This is a genomic window from Streptomyces sp. NPDC020362 (genome assembly GCF_040642095.1).
Classification (GTDB): domain Bacteria; phylum Actinomycetota; class Actinomycetes; order Streptomycetales; family Streptomycetaceae; genus Streptomyces.
On the sequence record NZ_JBFAET010000001.1, the window covers coordinates 156484 to 173652 of the forward strand.

The following is a 17169-nucleotide window of genomic DNA, read 5'->3' on the forward strand; positions in this document are numbered from 1 at the left end:
TACGTGGACGACCTCGACGCGGCGCTGCCGGCACTGCGCGCCCTCACCGGCGAGGACGTCCGCATGCGGTTCCTTTGCGCCGGTGTCGAGGTGGCGGGGATAGGCGGCTTCCTGCTCGTCGCGGGCGACGAGCAGGCCCTCGCCCCGTTCCGGAACGTCCAGAGCACCGTGCTCGTCGACGATCTGGACGGGCTGCACGCAATCGTGCAGGAGCACGGCGGAGAGATCATCGACGGCCCGAACCAGGTGCCCACCGGCCGCAACGCCACCGTGCGGCACCCCGGCGGCGTCGTCCTGGAGTACGTCGAGCACATGGCGTAGACCGCCTCACACCGGCGTCCCCGGCTGCGGGCGCTGCCCCGGCACTTCCGCGTGCAAGCGGGCCAGCAGGTGGGCTCTTTCCCGTGCGAAGGCCGGGTCTGCCTGGTAGTCGGAATGGGCGAGGATCGGGGCTGGGAGGGGCTGTTCGGGGGTGCGTCCGTAGGCCAGCGGGTCCCGCAGCGGCTTGGGGTCCACGTCCGGGCCGCAGTCGCCGGGCAGACGGACCGGGCCGCCGATGGGGTCGGTGCGGCGGTGGAGGTTGCGCCAGCAGGCGACGTCACGGTGCAGGGCGCTCAGTGCGTGGGGCCCGAAGTGGGCGGGGAACCAGCGGCCGTACAGACGCTCCAGGGGAGATCCGTACGTGAGCAGGGCGACCCTCCCGCGGACGGACGGGGTCAGCTGCCAGGCCGCCGCTGCGACCAGGACACTGCCCTGGGAGTGGCCGGAGAGGACCAGGCGGCCGCCGGTGCTCCGGGTCCAGGTCGCCGCCCGCCAGGTCAGGTCCGGCACCGCGCGCTCGGCGTAGCAGGGCGGGGCGAAGGGATGGGCGGCGCGCGGCCAGAACGTGCCGACGTCCCACAGGATGCCGACGGTGCGCCGGGCGGAGGCGTCCTTGTAGGCGCGCCGGCCCCAGGTGACCAGCAGCAGAAAGCCGAACCCGACCAGCCAGGAGCCGAACGTCTGCGAGATCTCGGCCACCGTCCGGACGACGTCGTTCGTCCGCCGGGCCGCCGCCTCGGGGGTCTCTCCGCTCACCAGGGCGCCGGTGAGCGCGGCGGTGCCGAGCAGCAGGGTGGCCGTGGCGAGCACGGCGACGGCCAGGGGTGCCCGGTCGGTGAGGGTGGCCATGGCTCGCGCGTGGGCGATGCCGCGGGTGCGGGACGCGTCCTCGGGCTCGCCGGGATGCTCCTGGCGTACCCGGTGGCGTTCGGCGCGGGCGAGCCGTGCGGTGCGCAGGGCCAGCAGGGCGGCCAGGGCGAGCAGCGCCACGAGGACGGGCGGGATGGTGGAGGCCTGCCAGGTCAGCAGCACCGGGGGCCCGTCGAGCAGGGCCCGGGTGCCGTCCAGCCAGTCGGCGACTCGCTGTGCGACCCCGCCGGAGATGACACCGCCCAGCGCGCAGGCGAGCAGCGCGACCGCCGGCCCGCCGAGTCCGTGCATCGCGGCACGCGGGTCGGGCTGCCGGCGGTACAGGTCGTGGGCGACGGCGGCGAGGAGCAGGACGAGCAGGCCCTGGGCCAGCATGAGGCCGCCGAAGGCCGCGTCGCCCGGCAGCTGCCCGGCGGACCGCCAGCCGGGCCGCGACCAGCCCGTGTACAACAGGGTGAGCAGCAGCAGACCGAGGGCGCCCAGCGGCAGGGCGCGCACGAGGTGACCGTCGAGGGTGTCGTCGAGGCGGATCTCCGAGCGGCCCCGGCTGCAGACCACGCCCACGGCGGCGGCCGCGCAGCCGAGCAGGGCCGCGGCCAGGAGCCAGCTGAGGGCGTCCAGCGCCGCGGAGCCTCCCGAGCGGTGGTCGAAGCGGGCCGCGGGCGTGGCGACTGCGGCGGCGACGGTGAGCAGGCCCGCCGCGGTGTGGGCGGCGCGCAGCCGGGCCACCAGGCGCCGCCCGTACCAGAAGCCGGGGCGGGCCAGGGCGCTGTCGTCGGTGTCCGGCTCGGGGTCGCGTGACATCGGCTGATGGGACTCGTACGCACTCCAGGTGCGGTGCGAGAGGTACCAGAGCAGGACGGTGATGGCGGCCGGGCCCAGGGCCGCGAGTGCCAGCCGGCGGCCGGGCAGGCTCCACCAGCCGTCGCCGGAGGCGGTGGGAGAGAGGAAGCCGAGCCAGGAATGGCGCCGGGCGCAGTCGGCGACACCCGCGCACTGCCAGGCCACCAGGTCGAGGGCGACCTCGCAGGCGGCGGCGACCAGCAGCACCGTCAGGGTGAGGGCGGCGAGGCGCACCAGGAGGCCGTAGAGGCGGACGGCGTGTCGGCCGCCGTGGGCGCTGGGGCGCATCCAGTGGGCGAGGTTGACCACCATGAAGGGCAGTAACAGGAGCCACAGGGCGCGGCTGCCGTCGCCGGAGGTGAGGTTGCACCAGACGTACGCCTCCTGCACCGGCTCGTTCCGGGCCCCCTCGCCGGCCGGGGTGTCGTCCGCGCGGTCGGTGTGGTCGGCGCGCCGGAAGACCGCTGCGGTGTCGTCACCGGTGACCCGGACCGTTCGCGGGTCGCCGAGCATCTTCTCCGGTGTGGTGCCGCCGACTCCGTGCACCAGGAGTTCCAGCTCGGTCTCCGCCTGTGGGTGCCGGGCGGCGGGGACGTCCGTCTCCTGCCCGGCGCTGCGTTCGTGTGCACGTTCCACTGTTCTCGCACTTCCCCCGTGACGCGTTCCAAGGCCTGTGTCCGTGCGCCGACCAGGATCTCCTTTTCCGGGGCGGCATGCACCTCTCGTCATGGAATCTCCCCGATCCGGGTGATGGCGGAGGGGAAGCCCGGCGCCCGGGGCGAGCCGAATGGCATGTGCGCGTCGTGACAAGCAGTGGCGCAAGCCGTGCCGACCCGTGAAAGGATGGGACGCCCGCACACCCCGACGCCGGATGGAACATCCAGGTCGGAGTAGGTGCGGCGGGGTGCTCGGACGGACGGCGGCGAAAGGACCGGAGCGTACGTGAGTGAGAATCAGAGCCTCCTCGCTGAGCAGCGCCGCGCCCTGATCGTGGACGAGGTCCGGCGCCGGGGCGGGGTCCGCGTCAACGAACTGACCCGCAAGCTCGGCGTCTCCGACATGACCGTGCGCCGCGACCTGGACGCGCTGGCCCGTCAGGGCGTGCTGGAGAAGGTGCACGGCGGTGCGGTCCCGGTGGTCGAGGCGAGCACCCACGAGCCGGGCTTCGAGGCCAAGTCCGGCCTGGAGCTGAGCGCCAAGGAGGACATCGCGCGGGCCGCCGCCCGGCTGGTCACACCGGGTACGGCGATCGCCCTGTCCGGCGGTACGACGACCTACGCACTCGCGCAGCACCTGCTGGAGGTGCCCGATCTGACGGTGGTGACGAACTCGGTGCGGGTCGCCGACGTCTTCCACGCGGCGCAGCGCACGTCGGGGCAGCGGCAGGGTTCGGCCACGGTGGTGCTGACCGGCGGCGTGCGCACCCCGTCCGACTCGCTGGTGGGGCCGGTCGCCGACCAGGCGATCGCCGCCCTCCACTTCGATCTGCTCTTCCTCGGCGTGCACGGCATATCGGTCGAGGCCGGCCTGTCCACGCCGAACCTCGCGGAGGCCGAGACCAACCGGCGCCTGGTGCAGTCGGCCCGCCGTGTCGTGGTGGTCGCCGACCACACCAAGTGGGGGACGGTGGGCCTCAGTTCGTTCGCCGCGCTGGAGCAGGTGGACACGCTGGTCACCGATGCGGGCCTGCCGACCGGGGCGCGGTCGGAGATCGCGGAGCATCTGCGGCGCCTGGTGGTGGCGGGCGAACCGGACGAGGACGAGGACATCTGACGGAGCGTCAGTTAGGCTGACGGTTCAACACCCCGCATTCCCGAGGGACTTCACTAGGGGGTTTTGCCGCCATGGCTCACCGTCTGCGCCCGGTGGGGATCGACTTCACCGAGACCGCCCCCGTACGGCTGGTCTTCACCGGGGATCTCACCGCCGCTCCCGACGCGGTCTTCCACGCGCTCGCCGAGGACGTGTCCGGCTGGCCGCAGTGGTTCTCGTCGGTGGCATCGGTCCGGCCGACCGAGGGCGGGCGCGAGGTACGGCTGCGGGGCGGTATCCGCTTCACCGAGTCGGTGCTGGTCGCGAAGGCGCCCGAGGTGTACGCCTACCGCGTCGACGTGACCAACGCCCCCGGGGCCCGCGGCTGGATCGAGGAGTGGCGGCTGACCCCGGCAGGGGGTGGGACCCGGATCCGGATGACCTTCGCCCTCGACGGTACGGCCGCGTTCCGGCTCATGTGGCGCCTGGCGCGGCCGGGCGTGGGACGTGCCGTGCGCCAGGCGATCGGCGCGCTGGACCGGCGCCTCGGCGGGTAGCGCGCCGGCGGTCCGGGCCGGGCCGCTCAGTCCGGCCAGACGCCCGTCGCCAGCAGGGACTCGATCGCCGCCGTGTACGGGGCGATGTCCAGGCCCTGTTCCGCGAGCCAGGCGTCGGAGTAGTACTTGTCGAGGTAGCGGTCCCCCGGGTCGCACAGCAGGGTGACCACGCTGCCGGTGCGGCCCTCGGCCACCATCTCGGAGACGATCTTCAGCGCGCTCCACAGGCCGGTGCCCGTCGACCCCCCCGCCTTGCGGCCGATGGCCCGCTCCAGGGCGCGTACGGCGGCGACGCTGGCCGCGTCCGGGACCTTCATCATCCGGTCGATCGCGCCGGGCACGAAGCTGGGCTCCATGCGCGGCCGGCCGATGCCCTCGATACGGGAGCCGCAGTCGCAGGTGACGTCCGGATCGCCGGTGGTCCAGCCCTCGAAGAAGCAGGAGTTGTCCGGGTCGGCGACACAGATGCGGGTGTCGTACTGCATGTAGTGGACGTAACGCGCGAGGGTCGCCGAGGTACCGCCGGTGCCGGCCGTCGCGACGATCCAGGCGGGTTCCGGGAACCGCTCCAACTCCAGCTGGCGGAAGATGGATTCGGCGATGTTGTTGTTGCCGCGCCAGTCGGTGGCCCGCTCGGCGTAGGTGAACTGGTCCATGTAGTGGCCGCCGGTCTCCACCGCGAGGCGGGCGGACTCCTCGTACATCTTCCGGGAGTCGTCCACGAAGTGGCACTGTCCGCCGTGGAACTCGATCAGGCGGCACTTCTCGGCGCTCGTCGTGCGGGGCATGACCGCGATGAAGGGCACGCCGATCAGCTTGGCGAAGTAGGCCTCGGAGACGGCCGTCGAGCCACTGGACGCCTCGATCACCGGGCGGCCCGGGCGGATCCAGCCATTGCACAGACCGTACAGGAACAGGGAGCGGGCGAGCCGGTGCTTGAGGCTGCCGGTCGGGTGCGTCGACTCGTCCTTCAGGTACAGGTCGATGCGCCAGTCCTCGGGCAGCGGGAAGCGCAGCAGGTGGGTGTCCGCCGAGCGGTTCGCGTCGGCCTGGACCTTGCGGACGGCCTCTTTCAGCCAGTCGCGGTAGGCGGCGTCGCTGCGGTCGACATCGAGGGTGGCGCCGGTCCGGGTCTGTGGGGTGGTGCTCACGGCGGGGCTCCTTACGCTGGGCACCGACGGCGCCTCGCGCGGCCGGCACCTCGATCATAAGCACCTTCCGCACCGCTTCCCACCTGCATAAACGCATCTTTGGGCCACCCAAAGGCAGGCTGGGGCACACCCGTGCGGGGCGCGCGGGGGCGCATTGGCGCGAGTGCTCCGGGCGCCCGGCGCATCCGGCCCGTGCGTACTGGTGCTCCCGGCCGCATCGGGGCAGACTGCACCGCACGGGACGATCGTCCCGAACGGGGGCGCACACTGGACCACCAGAGCCGGTACGGCCTGAGGCGGTACGACCGGACACGGGCAGGATCCCGATCCCAGCGGGCCGGGGTCCGGCGAGCGACGCGCAAGGGGGCGGCGAAGGATGGCGGAGCCGGAGTTCACGGCCACGGGCGTGCGGATAGGAAAGCGGCTGCGCTCGCTCACCCGGGCCGGGCAGGTCCGGATCAGCGACGGCAGGCTGGAGTTGCTCACCAGCTACGGCAGTGAGATCGACAGCGCGCCGGTGCAGGCGGTCCGTGCCTCCAAGCCCTGGTTCGTCCCGGACGACCGGGCGCTGGCCGACCTCAACGGCAACCGGTACCTGCTGCGGCTGGGCGACCACGACCCCGCTCCGGGCGAGCCGGGGCCACCCGCGGCACGGCGGTTCGTCGAGGCGGTGCGGCGGGCGGCCGGCCGGGGCGGCTGAGCGGCGTCCGGTCGCGGCGAGTTGCGAGAGTGCATCCGCTGCGTCACGCTGTTCTCACGTCACTCTGGGTTTACCGGCGATAACGCTGCGAACCAGCCCGCCGGCCACGACAGCAGGCGGACGTTTGGACGCAAGCACCCTGCTGGATCCGTTGTTCTCCGTGTTCTTCCGGTTCCTCCGGACCTCACATCGGGGAGTCGCAGCCGTGATCAGTCACCCAAGCAGGCACTGCACGGTGGAGCTCCAAGCCCTGCCGTCGCGGATCGGCCAGGTCCGCAGAATCGTATCTGCGCAGTTGCGTTACTGGCATATGGACCCGTTGATAGACCGGGCGGCGCTCGGCGTGACCGAGTTGCTGAGCAACGTCCACCGGCACGCCCGCCCCGACAAGTCGTGCACCGTCGAGCTGGAACTGGTCGTCGACCGGCTCACGGTCTCGGTGCGCGACCACGATCCGCGCCTTCCGGTGGTCGCCGACGTCGCGGACACGCCGGAGGCCGCCCCGCTGGCCACGTGCGGGCGGGGCCTGGCGATGGTGGCCGCGGTGAGCGAGAGCTGGGGAGCCCGCCCGGACGGCGACGACGGAAAGGTCGTCTGGTTCACGTTGCCCGCACCGCCCGCGGCACACCGGCAGCCCGCCCATGTGCCCCGCAGGACGGCCGAGCCGCAGCCCGCGCCCCGGATCACCGAGGTGGCGCCGGCCCCGTCCCCCGTCGCCGCGGCTCCACGACCCGTGGCGGCCCGTGCCGCCGCGGCGGCGCCCGCTCCCGCCCGGTCGGCCGTTCCCGGCTGACCGGGCGGTGGCGGCCGCCCCTGCCGTACGGCGGCGGCGCCTCACTCCGTGCCGATGGCCCGCAGCACGTCCAGGCGTGCCGCGCGCCGGGCCGGGCGCAGGCCCGCGAGGGCGCCGGCCACGAGGCCGGCCAGGGCGACCACGGCGAGCCGGCCGGGCGCGAGGGCGAAGGCGAACGCGGTGTCGCTCGCGCCGTCGGAGGCCCGCACCGGCACCCAGCCGAGGAAGCCGCCGAGACCGAGCCCGCCGACCGTGCCGAAGGCGGCGAGCAGGACCGATTCCCAGCGGACCATGGCCCGCAGCTGGGCACGGGTCTGGCCGACGGCCCGCAGCAGCCCCAGCTCCCGGGTGCGTTCGTGCAGCGCCAGGGTCAGCGTGTTGGCGATGCCGAGCAGGGCGATGACGACCGCAGGGGCGAGCAGCGCGTGGACGAGCGTCAGCATCATGTCGATCCCGCCCGCGGAGGACTGTGCGTACTCGTCGCGTGTCTGCACCTGCGGGTTTCCGTAGCGGGCGGCTGTCGTCCGCACCGCCGCCCTGCCCGCGTCCGCGCTCACACAGTGCTTGAACGTGACGGCGACCAGCCCGTCGGAGTCCTGGGTGCGGTGCGGGGCCCAGGCCGCGCGGGTGATGACGTAGTCCCCGGCGAGTTCGGACTGGCCGTAGACGGCCTTGACGGTGAAGTCCTCCGTCCGCCCGTCGGTGAAGGTGAGCCGTGCGGTGTCGCCGGTGTGCAGCCCCTGGCGGCCGGCCTCCGCGCGGGTCGGCGCGAGGCCGTGGCGGCCGAGGTCGTGCAGGGAGCCGGTGACCGTGCCGAGGTCGAAGGTGCGGGCGAGCGCGGCCGGATCGGTCACGGTCAGCGCCCTCCCCTTGCCGTCGACTTCGGCGACGCCGCGGCCGAGCCCCACCGCGGTGTCCGCCTCGGGCAGCCGCTCGAGGGCCGGGGCGAGCCGGGGGCTGAGCCCGCTGCCGCCCGCTCCGAAGGACGGGGCGCTGACCGCGACGTCGCCCGCGAAGGACCGTGACACCGTCCGGTCCATGGTGGCCTTCAGGGACGCACCGAACACGGTGAACGGCGACACGACGGCCACACCGATCATCAGCGCGCTCGCCGTGGCGGCCGTCCGCTTCGGGCTGCGCAGGGCGTTGCGCCGGGCGAGGCCGCCGGTGACCCGCGCAGCCCGTCCAGCGGTGCGCCGAGCAGTCGTACGGCCGGGGTGGCGGCGACCTGGCCGAGGACCACGAAGGACGCCGGCGCGAGCAGTGCGCCGAGGCCCGCGAGCCACACCGAGGGGGGCACCAGGACGCCGGTGAGGGCAGCGGCCGGCGCAGCCGCGCCGAGAAAGCGTGCCGGCGGCCGCGCGGATGCGGGAGGCCCCGGAGTGGTCGACGGCCGTCTCGCGCAGCGCGGCCAGCGGGACGGTGCGTCCGGCGCGTACGGCGGGCAGCAGGGCCGAGCCCAGGCAGACCACGACGCCCACCGCGAGCGGCAGGACCATCGACAGGACCTTGACCACCAAGTGGCCTTCGGGGAACGGGAATCCGATCGCCGGGAACAGCGCCTGCAGTCCGGCGGCGATGCCGATCCCGCCGGCCGGCCCCGCACCCGAGGCCGCGACGGCGACGAACGAGGCCTCGGCGAGGGCGGCGGCGGTCACCTGGCGGCGGGTGGCGCCCACGGCGCACAGCAGGGCGTTCTCGCGGGTGCGCTGGGCGACGACGATCGCGAAGGTGTTGTGGATGGAGAACGTGGCGACGAGCAGGGCGACATCGGAGAAGAGCTGGCGACTGTAACTACTAGTATGTACAGTGCTCTCATGAGCACCTCGGAACGGCTGATCGAGTCCACCCGCGAGCTGCTGTGGGAGCGCGGCTACGTGGGCACGAGCCCCAAGGCGATCCTGGAGCGCGCCGGGGCCGGCCAGGGCAGCATGTACCACCACTTCAACGGCAAGCCGGACCTGGCCCTGGCGGCGATCCGGCGGACCGCCGAGCAGCTGCGGGCCACCGCCGAGGGCGTACTCGACGGCCCGGGCACCCCGTACGAGCGCATCGAGGCGTATCTGCTGCGCGAGCGCGACGTGCTGCGCGGGTGTCCGATCGGCCGGCTGACCATGGATCCCGAGGTGATCGCGAGCGACGAGCTGCGCGCCCCGGTGGACGAGACGATCGCGTGGATCCGCGGGCGGATCGCCCACCTCGTAGAAGAGGGCAAGCAGCAGGGGCAGTTCGCGCCCGGCCTGGACGGCGAGGAGATCGGCGCGGCCGTCCTCGCGACCGTGCAGGGCGGGTACGTCCTCGCGCGCGCCTCCGGCTCCCCCGCCGCCTTCGATGCCGGTGTCCGCGGTCTGCTCTCCCTTCTTACACCCCGAACTCCCTGACTGGAGAACCGATTTCCGTGCACATCACCAGACGGCGTCCCGAGAGCCTCCAGGGTCCGGCGGAGCAGTTCACCGGCTCCGTCTGGCTGGACGAGATCGCCGCTCCCGCCGCCCCGTCCCGGCTGCGCATGTTCAACGTCCACTTCGCGCCCGGCGCGCACACCGCCTGGCACCGGCATCCGCACGGCCAGGTGCTGCACGTCCTTGAGGGCGAGGGGCTGGTGCAGCGCAGGGGCGGCGACGTTGCGGAGATCCGCGCCGGCGACACGGTGTGGATCGAGCCGGGCGAATGGCACTGGCACGGTGCCGCGCCGCGCACCTTCATGACCCACCTCGCGGTCGTGGAGGCCGCCGCGGACGGGACCACCACCGAGTGGCACGAGCACGTCGACGACTATCCGGCCTGAGGAAGGATCCCGAAGTGCACGCCATGCAGTACGAGCTGACACTCCCCGCCGACTACGACATGGGCATCGTCCGCGGCCGCGTCTCCCGCATCGGCCACCTGCTCGACGACTGGGACGGCCTCGGCTTCAAGACCTACCTGCTGCGCGAGCGCGGGGTGCACGGCTCGCCGGTCAACCAGTACGCGCCGTTCTACCTCTGGAACACCGTGGAGGGCATGAACAGCTTCCTGTGGGGAGGCGCCTTCCAACGGCTCGTCGGCGACTTCGGGAGGCCCGCGGTGCACCAGTGGACGGGGCTGGCGTACGAGGAAGGTGGCGCCGCGGGCTCCCCCGCGGCGGTGGCCGTCCGGCGGCGGCAACCGGTCCCGGAGGGCGTGGAGTTGTCCGCCGTGATGGAGGACGCGGCACGGGAGGCGGGACGGCTGGCGGCCGAGGACGGTGCCGTGCTCGCGGCGGCGGCCGTGGACCCGTACCGCTGGGAGCTGGTCCACTTCTCCCTCTGGGAACACGACGCACCCAAGGCCGGCGGGGACGTCTTCCAGGTGCTGCACGTGTCGGCACCCGGCCGGGACCGGCTCCCGCGCGGCAGGCAGTGGTGAGCCGCGTCCGCACGGTCGTCGGTGACGTCCGCCCCGAGGAGCTGGGCGTGTGCGACGCGCACGACCACCTCTTCCTGCGCAGCCCGCAGCTGCCGGGCCAGGAGCTGAGCGACGCGTCCGCCGCGCGGGCCGAGCTGACGGCGTTCCGGGAGGCGGGCGGAGGAGCCGTCGTGCAGTGGACGCCGTACGGCATGGGCCGGCGGGCGGCGGACCTGCCGGGGCTGTCCCGGGCCACGGGTGTGCACCTGGTCTGCGCGACGGGGCTGCATCAGGCGGCCCACTACGACCCGGAGGTGCTCGACGGCCTGCGGGGCAGGCTCGCCGAGGTGTTCGTCTCCGAGCTGACCGAGGGCATCGGCACCTCGGGGGTGCGGGCAGGTCTGATCAAGGTGGCGGGCGGCTTCCACGCCCTGGACGCGCACGCCCGCTGGACGATGACCGCGGCGGCCGAGGCCCACCGTGCCACCGGTGCGCCGATCGCCGTCCATCTGGAGCTGGGGACCGGCGCCCTGGACGTACTCGACCTGTTGTGCGGCGCGTTGGGTGTGCCCGGGCACCGGGTGATCCTCGGGCACCTCAACCGCTTCCCCGATCCCGTGGTGCAGCGGCAGGCCGCGGAGTCGGGCTGCTGGCTGGCCTTCGACGGGCCCTCGCGCGCGCACCACGCCACCGACTGGCGGATGCCTCGGGCGGTGCGGGACCTGGCCGAGGCCGGGTACGGGGACCGGCTGCTGCTCGGCGGGGACACGGTGGTCGCCGGGGCACGGTCGGTGGACGGCGGGCCCGGGATGCCGTACCTGCTGCGCCGGGTGCGGCAGCGGCTCGCGGCGGCGGTGGGTGCGGAGCTGGTGGACCGTGTCCTCACGGTCCACCCGGGGCAGGCGTTCGCGGTCGACTGGACGTGACCGGGGCGTGGCCCGATCGTACGGGTCTGTGTCCCTGGAGCGGGTTTCGGCCCGGGCGGCCGTCCGGAGGATGGGAGTCGGAACACCACCGGCCCCTTCCCCGAGGAGACGAGACTGCGATGGCCCTGGAGATGCGCGACCGCTGCGAGCGCTGTGGAACCGCCGAGTTGCCCGCGGACGGTCCGGCTCGCATCTGCTCGTACGAGTGCACGTTCTGCGTGGCGTGCGGCGAAGCCATGGGGCAGATCTGTCCCAACTGCGGTGGGGAGCTGGTCGCCCGGCCCCGGCGCGCGGCCGCGGGCGTGTAGGCCTCGGCGGGCGGCGGCAGGCGTGCAAGTCCCGGCGTGCGGCTGCAAACGTGCAGGCCCTGGCGAGCGGCTGCACGGGGTCCGAGGGCGGGATCGGCGTCGTCGCCGCGATCTGCCGGACCTCCTGAGGGTCCTGGCCGACGGGGTCGGCCCCTTGGAGGCTGTCGACCCCTACGACCTGGGTCCCACGTCCCGCCCGAACGCCGAACTGACGGCGGTGGCCGAGCAGTTCGCGCGCGAGCGCCGGCAGTCGGCCGCGACGCCGACAAGGCCGGCCCGCGAGGACTTCGCAGACTTCGAGGGCCTGACAGCGCAGCTGTGCCGCTGAAACGGTCGGGGGTTCAAGGCGTGGTCGGCTCCCGGCCCTTGGGCGGGCGCATCCGGCGTCGCCCCTGGCGGCGTGCGTGCACGTGGCCGCCCTCGAACGCGTCCGCGTCGCAGCCGTCGACGCACACGCAGTCGACGTCGCCTTCCCGGCCGGGGAAGGCACCTGCCCCTGTGGGAGGGGGCGTGCCCCTCAGGCCAGCGCCCCCAGCGGATCGTCCAGCACCGGCTGCCACGCCAGCTCCGCCGCGCCGACCAGACTGTTGTGGTCCAGTGTGCAGGGCAGGATCGGCACACCGCCGCTCTGGCCCCACAGGCTGCGGTCGGCGACGACCGCGCGCAGCCGCTGGGGATCGGCGTCGATGAGGGTGCGGTGCAGGCCGCCGAGGATGATGCGGTCGGGGTTGAGGATGTTGACCAGACCGGCGAGGCCCAGGCCGAGGCGGTCGATCAGGGCCTCGGCGGCGGTGCGCACGGCCGGGTCGGTGTACTGGGTGCGCAGCAGGTCGTTGGCCTGCTGGAGCAGGGAGACCTCGGGGCCCGGGGTGCGGCCCGCCTCGATGAGCAGGGCCAGCGGGTCGGCCTCGACGTCCAGGCAGCCCCGGCTGCCGCAGTGGCAGGGGCGGCCCTCCGGGTTGACGGTGAGGTGGCCGACCTCCAGGGCCAGTCCCGAACTGCCGGTGTGCAGACGGCCGTCGAGGACCAGGGCGCCGCCGACGCCCCGGTGCCCGGTGGCCACGCACAGCAGGTCCCGGGCGCCCCGGCCGGCGCCGTGCCGGTGTTCGGCGAGCGCGGCGAGGTTGACGTCGTTGCCCGCGAAGGCGGGGCCGGTGATGCCGGCGGCGCGCACGCACTCGGCGAAGATCCGGCGCACCGGTGCGCCCACCGGCCACGCCAGGTGGAGCGGGTTGAGGGCGAGGCCCTCGGGTTCGGCGACCGCGGACGGTACGGCCAGTCCCGCTCCGACGCAGCGGCGGCCCGTCGTACGCAGGAGCTCGGCGCCCGCCTCGACGACCGAGCCCAGCACCTTGGCGGGGTCGGCGTCGACGGCCTCACGGGTCGGCGCGGTCGCCACGATGCGACCGCCGAGACCGACCAGCGCGGCACGGAAGCCGTCGGCGTGGACCTGCGCGGCGAGCGCCACCGGACCGTCCTCGGCGACCTCCAGCCGGTGCGAGGGGCGTCCCTGGGAGCCTGCCGCCGCGCCCGGCCGGGCATCCACCCGGATCAGCCCGAGCGCCTCCAGCTCGGCGGCGACCGCCCCGGCCGTCGCCCGGGTGACCCCGAGCTCGGAGGTGAGCACCGCCCGGGTCGGCGCCCGCCCGGTGTGCACGAGCTCCAGCGCGGGCCCGAGCGCACCGCGCCCCCGGTCCAGCCGCGCCCTCGAGGTGGTGGTCCCTTCCCCCGCCGTCCGGGGGTCCGCCTTGCCGCTCATGAGGGCGAGTCTCCCATGATCCGCAGTCGTCGTGGCCGTGCCGCGATCTACAGCCCGCTCACCCGCAGGGTGATGTTCAGCCGCCCGTTCAGCCCGAGCGCGGGCGGCGCCGTTCCGGGGTGGACGCGGGGCACACCGTGGAAGGCGAACCGGGCGGGGCCCCCGAAGACGAACAGGTCGCCACTGCGCAGCTCCACGTCCGTGTACGGCCTGGTGCGGGTCCGGGTGTTGCCGAAGCGGAAGACGCACGTGTCGCCGAGGCTCAGCGACACCACCGGCGCGGCCGACTTCTCGTCGCTGTCGCGGTGCATGCCCATGCGGGCGTCGCCGTCGTAGAAGTTGATCAGCGCGATGTCGTACGGCTCCGCCGGGGCAGCCTGCGGGCCGAGCGCGTCGGTCACGGCGCGGCGGGCCAGCTCGCCCAGCCAGGCCGGGAAGGGCTTCACGGGGGCGCCGTCGCCGTCGGCGACCGTGCGGGCGTAGGCGTACGGGTACCAGTGCCAGCCGAGACAGACCTGCCTGGCGGTCATCGTGCCGCCTCCAGGGGTGCGGACCGTGCGCAGTCCGGCAGGGGGCCGCGCCCAGGTGCGGCAGGCGCCGAGGAGCGCGCGCTGCCGCTCGGCGTCCAGCCAGTGCGGGACGTGCACGGCGCCCGGTGCGACCTCGGCACGCGCCCTCGGAAACAGCTCCGCGTCCATGCGCCCATCCTGCCCGAGGCCCGGGCGGACGGGCCCTGAACTGCGGCTCGGCTAGCCTGGAGCACGATGAACGACCGTATGACGACGCCGTGGGGCGAGTTCGAGCTGTCCCGTTTCCCCGAGGATCCCCGCGACCGGCTGCGCGCCTGGGACGCCTCCGACGCGTACCTGCTGCGGCACCTGGCCGAGGAGCGGGTGCCGCTCTCGGGCACGGTCGTGGTGGCCGGCGACCGCTGGGGCGCGCTGGTGACGGCGCTCGCCGAGTACCGGCCGGCCCAGATCACCGACTCCTTCCTGAGCCAGGAGGCGACCCGGGCGAACCTGGCGCGGGCCGGGGTCGAGCCGGGTGCCGTGGCCCTGCTCACCACCCAGGACCCGCCGCCGGAGCGGGTGGACGTGCTGCTGGTGCGGGTGCCGAAGAGTCTGGCGCTGCTGGAGGACCAGCTGCTGCGGCTCGCCCCCGCCGTCCACGCGGGCACCGTGGTCGTGGGCACCGGGATGGTGAAGGAGATCCACACCTCGACGCTGCGCCTGTTCGAGCGGATCCTCGGGCCGACCCGCACCTCGCTGGCGCAGCAGAAGGCCCGGCTGATCTTCTGCGCCCCGGACCCGTCGCTGGAGCGCCCGGCGAACCCGTGGCCGTACAGCTATGCCCTCCCGAACGGCGTCGGTGCGGTCTCCGGGCGTACGGTCGTCAACCACGCGGGCGTCTTCTGTGCCGACCGGCTCGACATCGGCACCCGGTTCCTCCTCCAGCACCTGCCGGCCGGGACGGGCGCCGGGCGGGTGGTGGATCTCGGCTGCGGCAACGGCGTGGTCGGGACGGCGGTGGCGCTGGCCGATCCGACGGCCGAAGTGCTGTTCGTGGACGAGTCGTTCCAGGCCGTCGCCGCGGCCGAGGCGACGTACAAGGCGAACGGGGTGCCCGGGCACGCCGAGTTCCGGGTCGGCGACGGGATGGCCGGGGTGGCGCCGGGCAGTGTGGACCTCGTCCTGAACAACCCGCCGTTCCACTCCCACCAGGCGACCACCGACGCGACGGCGTGGCGGATGTTCGCCGGGGCGAAGCGCGCGCTGCGCCCCGGCGGCGAGCTGTGGGTGATCGGCAACCGGCACCTGGGCTACCACATCACGCTCCGGCGGCTGTTCGGCAACAGCACGCTGGTGGCGAGCGACCCGAAGTTCGTGGTGCTGAAGGCGGTCAAGAAGAGCTAGCGCACCGCTCCCGGCCCAGGACGCCGATGATGCGGGCCACTTCCCGGGCCATCGCCTCCCTGCCCACGCTGAGGTACTTGCGTGAGTCGACGGCTTCCGGGTGGGCGGCGAGGAAGTCCCTTATCGCGCTGGTCATGGCCACGTTGAGGGCGGTGCCGACGTTGACCTTGGCGATGCCGCCCGCGACCGCCGCGACGAGGCCGTCGTCCGGTACGCCGGAGGACCCGTGCAGGACCAGCGGGACGGACAGGACGGCGGAGAGCCGGTTGAGGAGGCCGTGGTCGAGGGCGGCGGTGCGCGTGGTCATGGCGTGGACGCTGCCGACGGCCACGGCCAGGGCGTCGACCTCGGTGCCGGCGACGTAGTCGTGCGCCTGGTCCGGATCGGTGCGGGCACCGGGCGCGTGGGCGTCCAGCGGGGGCCGGCCGTCCTTCCCGCCGACCTGCCCCAACTCGGCCTCGATCCACAGGTTTTGGGCGTGCGCCCAGTCGGCGGCGGCCCGGGTCGCGGCGAGGTTCTCGGCGTAGGGCAGACGGGCGGCGTCGTACATCACCGAGCTGAATCCGGCATCGGGTGCCTGGCGCAGCAGGTCGTCGCTCTGCACATGGTCGAGGTGCAGGGCGACGGGTACCTCGGCGCGTTCGGCGGCGGCCGCGGCGGCGCGGGCCAGGGGCAGGAGCCGTCCGTAGCGGAACTTGACGGCGTTCTCGCTGACCTGGAGGACGACGGGCGCACCGACGGTCTCGGCGCCGGCGATGACGGCCTCTACGTGTTCCAGGGTGATGATGTTGAAGGCGGCGACGGCGGAGCGGGTCTGAGCTGCGCGGGTGACCAGCTCGCCGGTGGTCGCGAGGGGCACGGCTTGGTTCCCTTCCGGAGCACGGGCAGGGGGTGTCCTGAAGACACCCCCTAGGGGGCGAGGATCACCGAGCGGGTGAGGTGGCGCGGCCGGTCGGGGTCGAGGCCGCGGCGGGCGGCGACGGCGACCGCGAGGCGCTGGATGCGGACGAGTTCGGCGAGCGGGTCGAGCGTGCCCCCGATCCACGAGCCGCCGGTGGCGCGCACCTGCTCGGCGAGGCCGGCGGGCGCCGCGCCGAGCATCCAGGTCGCGGTGCCCTCGGTGGTGATGCTGATCGGTCCGTGCCGGTACTCCATCGCCGGGTAGGCCTCGGTCCAGGACAGGGAGGCCTCCCGCATCTTCAGGCCGGCCTCGTTGGCGAGTCCCACGGTCCAGCCGCGCCCCAGGAAGGTGAACTGGGTGCAGTCCACCAGCCGTTCGGGCAAGGGAGTGGAGAGGGCCTTGCGGGCGTCGGCGACGACGGCGTCCATGTGCAGGCCGAAGTGGGCACGCAGGAGGGTGAGCACGGTGGTCGCGAACCGGGTCTGGACGACGGAGCGTTCATCGGCGAAGTCCAGGACGACGAGGTCGTCGGCGGCCGTCGCCACGGGCGTGGCCGGGTCGGCGGTCAGGGCCGTCGTCGGAGTGCCGCCCCTCAACTTCCCGAGCAGATCGAGCACTTCGGTGGTGGTACCGGAGCGGGTGAGGGCGACGACCCGGTCGTACGACCGCCCGCGCGGGAACTCGGAGGCGGCGAACGCGTCCGTCTCGCCCTGTCCGGCGGCCTCGCGCAGCGCCGCGGCCGCCTGCGCCATGAAGTACGACGTCCCGCACCCGACGATCGCGATCCGTTCCCCCGGCGCCGGCAGCGCGGCGCCGTACCGCCCCGCCTCCTCGGCCGCCCGTGTCCAGCACTCGGGCTGGCTTTTCAGCTCGTCCTCGACATGGCTCATGCCACACCCTCCCCTTGCTGATTGTTCCTGCAAGATATAGCGAGGTTTCGAGCACAATCAAGCATGATGCGCAGAGTGCAGTGCGCTAGGGTCGCCGGGAAGACGGAGAACGGAGGCTG

The 17169-nt window shown here is 73.8% G+C and carries 18 protein-coding genes and 1 pseudogene; 12 read left to right on the forward strand and 7 right to left on the reverse strand.

Annotation, left to right across the window (positions count from 1 at the left end):
• The first annotated feature begins 3 nt into the window (after positions 1-3).
• On the forward strand, positions 4-321 hold the full coding sequence (locus AB0H32_RS00640; RefSeq protein ID WP_361111884.1) for a VOC family protein: 318 nt from the start codon (positions 4-6) through the stop codon (positions 319-321).
• A gap of 6 nt (positions 322-327) precedes the next feature.
• On the opposite strand, the gene AB0H32_RS00645 is transcribed toward AB0H32_RS00640, so the two are convergent.
• Positions 328-2592 (reverse strand): hypothetical protein, encoded by a 2265-nt coding sequence (locus AB0H32_RS00645; protein ID WP_361112233.1) that lies wholly within the window; start codon positions 2590-2592, stop codon positions 328-330.
• A gap of 384 nt (positions 2593-2976) precedes the next feature.
• Between AB0H32_RS00645 and AB0H32_RS00650 the strand changes: the two genes are divergently transcribed.
• Both AB0H32_RS00650 and AB0H32_RS00655 read left to right on the forward strand, forming a co-directional pair.
• Positions 2977-3807, forward strand: a complete 831-nt coding sequence (locus AB0H32_RS00650) for a DeoR/GlpR family DNA-binding transcription regulator (protein ID WP_361111887.1) — start codon at positions 2977-2979, stop codon at positions 3805-3807.
• A gap of 71 nt (positions 3808-3878) precedes the next feature.
• A complete protein-coding gene (locus tag AB0H32_RS00655; RefSeq protein ID WP_361111890.1) occupies positions 3879-4343 on the forward strand; it encodes an SRPBCC family protein in 465 nt (154 codons plus the stop codon).
• Positions 4344-4369: 26 nt separating this feature from the next.
• Here AB0H32_RS00655 and AB0H32_RS00660 read toward each other — a convergent pair whose 3' ends face one another.
• On the reverse strand, positions 4370-5494 hold the full coding sequence (locus AB0H32_RS00660) for a PLP-dependent cysteine synthase family protein (RefSeq protein WP_361111893.1): 1125 nt from the start codon (positions 5492-5494) through the stop codon (positions 4370-4372).
• 376 nt (positions 5495-5870) lie between these two features.
• Between AB0H32_RS00660 and AB0H32_RS00665 the strand changes: the two genes are divergently transcribed.
• Positions 5871-6194: a hypothetical protein gene (locus AB0H32_RS00665; protein ID WP_361111896.1), complete on the forward strand. Its 324-nt coding sequence runs from the start codon at positions 5871-5873 to the stop codon at positions 6192-6194.
• Positions 6195-6399: 205 nt separating this feature from the next.
• Positions 6400-6987, forward strand: a complete 588-nt coding sequence (locus AB0H32_RS00670; protein WP_361111899.1) for an ATP-binding protein — start codon at positions 6400-6402, stop codon at positions 6985-6987.
• Between the two features lie 41 nt (positions 6988-7028).
• On the opposite strand, the pseudogene AB0H32_RS00675 reads toward AB0H32_RS00670, so the two are convergent.
• Positions 7029-8768 (reverse strand): annotated as a pseudogene (locus AB0H32_RS00675) (ABC transporter permease); the annotation flags it as partial.
• Positions 8769-8804: 36 nt separating this feature from the next.
• On the opposite strand from AB0H32_RS00675, the gene AB0H32_RS00680 reads away from it, so the two are divergent.
• From AB0H32_RS00680 to AB0H32_RS00705, 6 genes are all read left to right on the forward strand, one after another.
• Positions 8805-9368, forward strand: a complete 564-nt coding sequence (locus tag AB0H32_RS00680) for a TetR/AcrR family transcriptional regulator (RefSeq protein ID WP_361111902.1) — start codon at positions 8805-8807, stop codon at positions 9366-9368.
• Positions 9369-9385: 17 nt separating this feature from the next.
• Positions 9386-9775 carry a cupin domain-containing protein gene (locus AB0H32_RS00685; RefSeq protein WP_361111905.1) on the forward strand — a complete coding sequence of 130 codons (390 nt, stop codon included), beginning with the start codon at positions 9386-9388 and terminating at the stop codon, positions 9773-9775.
• 14 nt (positions 9776-9789) lie between these two features.
• Positions 9790-10374 (forward strand): DUF4865 family protein, encoded by a 585-nt coding sequence (locus AB0H32_RS00690; protein WP_361111908.1) that lies wholly within the window; start codon positions 9790-9792, stop codon positions 10372-10374.
• Positions 10371-11279, forward strand: a complete 909-nt coding sequence (locus AB0H32_RS00695) for a phosphotriesterase (RefSeq protein ID WP_361111911.1) — start codon at positions 10371-10373, stop codon at positions 11277-11279. The genes AB0H32_RS00690 and AB0H32_RS00695 overlap by 4 nt, the downstream gene beginning before the upstream one ends.
• 119 nt (positions 11280-11398) lie before the next feature.
• Entirely contained in the window at positions 11399-11587 is a 189-nt protein-coding gene (locus AB0H32_RS00700; protein WP_361111914.1) for a DUF1272 domain-containing protein, read from the forward strand.
• Positions 11588-11741: 154 nt separating this feature from the next.
• On the forward strand, positions 11742-11915 hold the full coding sequence (locus tag AB0H32_RS00705) for a hypothetical protein (protein WP_361111918.1): 174 nt from the start codon (positions 11742-11744) through the stop codon (positions 11913-11915).
• A 189-nt stretch (positions 11916-12104) separates the two neighbouring features.
• On the opposite strand, the gene AB0H32_RS00710 is transcribed toward AB0H32_RS00705, so the two are convergent.
• Positions 12105-13346: an ROK family protein gene (locus tag AB0H32_RS00710; RefSeq protein WP_361111921.1), complete on the reverse strand. Its 1242-nt coding sequence runs from the start codon at positions 13344-13346 to the stop codon at positions 12105-12107.
• Positions 13347-13393: 47 nt separating this feature from the next.
• A complete protein-coding gene (locus AB0H32_RS00715) occupies positions 13394-14044 on the reverse strand; it encodes an alpha-ketoglutarate-dependent dioxygenase AlkB (protein ID WP_361111924.1) in 651 nt (216 codons plus the stop codon).
• 78 nt (positions 14045-14122) lie between these two features.
• Here AB0H32_RS00715 and AB0H32_RS00720 point away from each other — a divergent pair, with 78 nt between their 5' ends.
• Positions 14123-15259 carry a methyltransferase gene (locus AB0H32_RS00720; RefSeq protein WP_361112236.1) on the forward strand — a complete coding sequence of 379 codons (1137 nt, stop codon included), beginning with the start codon at positions 14123-14125 and terminating at the stop codon, positions 15257-15259.
• Here AB0H32_RS00720 and AB0H32_RS00725 read toward each other — a convergent pair.
• A complete protein-coding gene (locus AB0H32_RS00725) occupies positions 15246-16118 on the reverse strand; it encodes a class II fructose-bisphosphate aldolase (RefSeq protein ID WP_361111927.1) in 873 nt (290 codons plus the stop codon). The two genes, AB0H32_RS00720 and AB0H32_RS00725, sit on opposite strands and share 14 nt — an antisense overlap.
• A gap of 50 nt (positions 16119-16168) precedes the next feature.
• Entirely contained in the window at positions 16169-17050 is an 882-nt protein-coding gene (locus AB0H32_RS00730) for an SIS domain-containing protein (RefSeq protein ID WP_361111930.1), read from the reverse strand.
• Between the last annotated feature and the right edge of the window lie 119 nt (positions 17051-17169).

Bases quoted from the DNA above. Each gene is read 5' to 3' on its own strand.
- AB0H32_RS00730 (WP_361111930.1), bottom strand. From the start codon at position 17,050: ATGAGCCATGTCGAGGACGAGCTGAAAAGCCAGCCCGAGTGCTGGACA.
- AB0H32_RS00710 (WP_361111921.1), bottom strand. From the start codon at position 13,346: ATGAGCGGCAAGGCGGACCCCCGGACGGCGGGGGAAGGGACCACCACC.
- AB0H32_RS00700 (WP_361111914.1), top strand. From the start codon at position 11,399: ATGGCCCTGGAGATGCGCGACCGCTGCGAGCGCTGTGGAACCGCCGAG.
- AB0H32_RS00680 (WP_361111902.1), top strand. From the start codon at position 8,805: ATGAGCACCTCGGAACGGCTGATCGAGTCCACCCGCGAGCTGCTGTGG.
- AB0H32_RS00715 (WP_361111924.1), bottom strand. From the start codon at position 14,044: ATGGACGCGGAGCTGTTTCCGAGGGCGCGTGCCGAGGTCGCACCGGGC.
- AB0H32_RS00665 (WP_361111896.1), top strand. From the start codon at position 5,871: ATGGCGGAGCCGGAGTTCACGGCCACGGGCGTGCGGATAGGAAAGCGG.
- AB0H32_RS00655 (WP_361111890.1), top strand. From the start codon at position 3,879: ATGGCTCACCGTCTGCGCCCGGTGGGGATCGACTTCACCGAGACCGCC.
- AB0H32_RS00720 (WP_361112236.1), top strand. From the start codon at position 14,123: ATGACGACGCCGTGGGGCGAGTTCGAGCTGTCCCGTTTCCCCGAGGAT.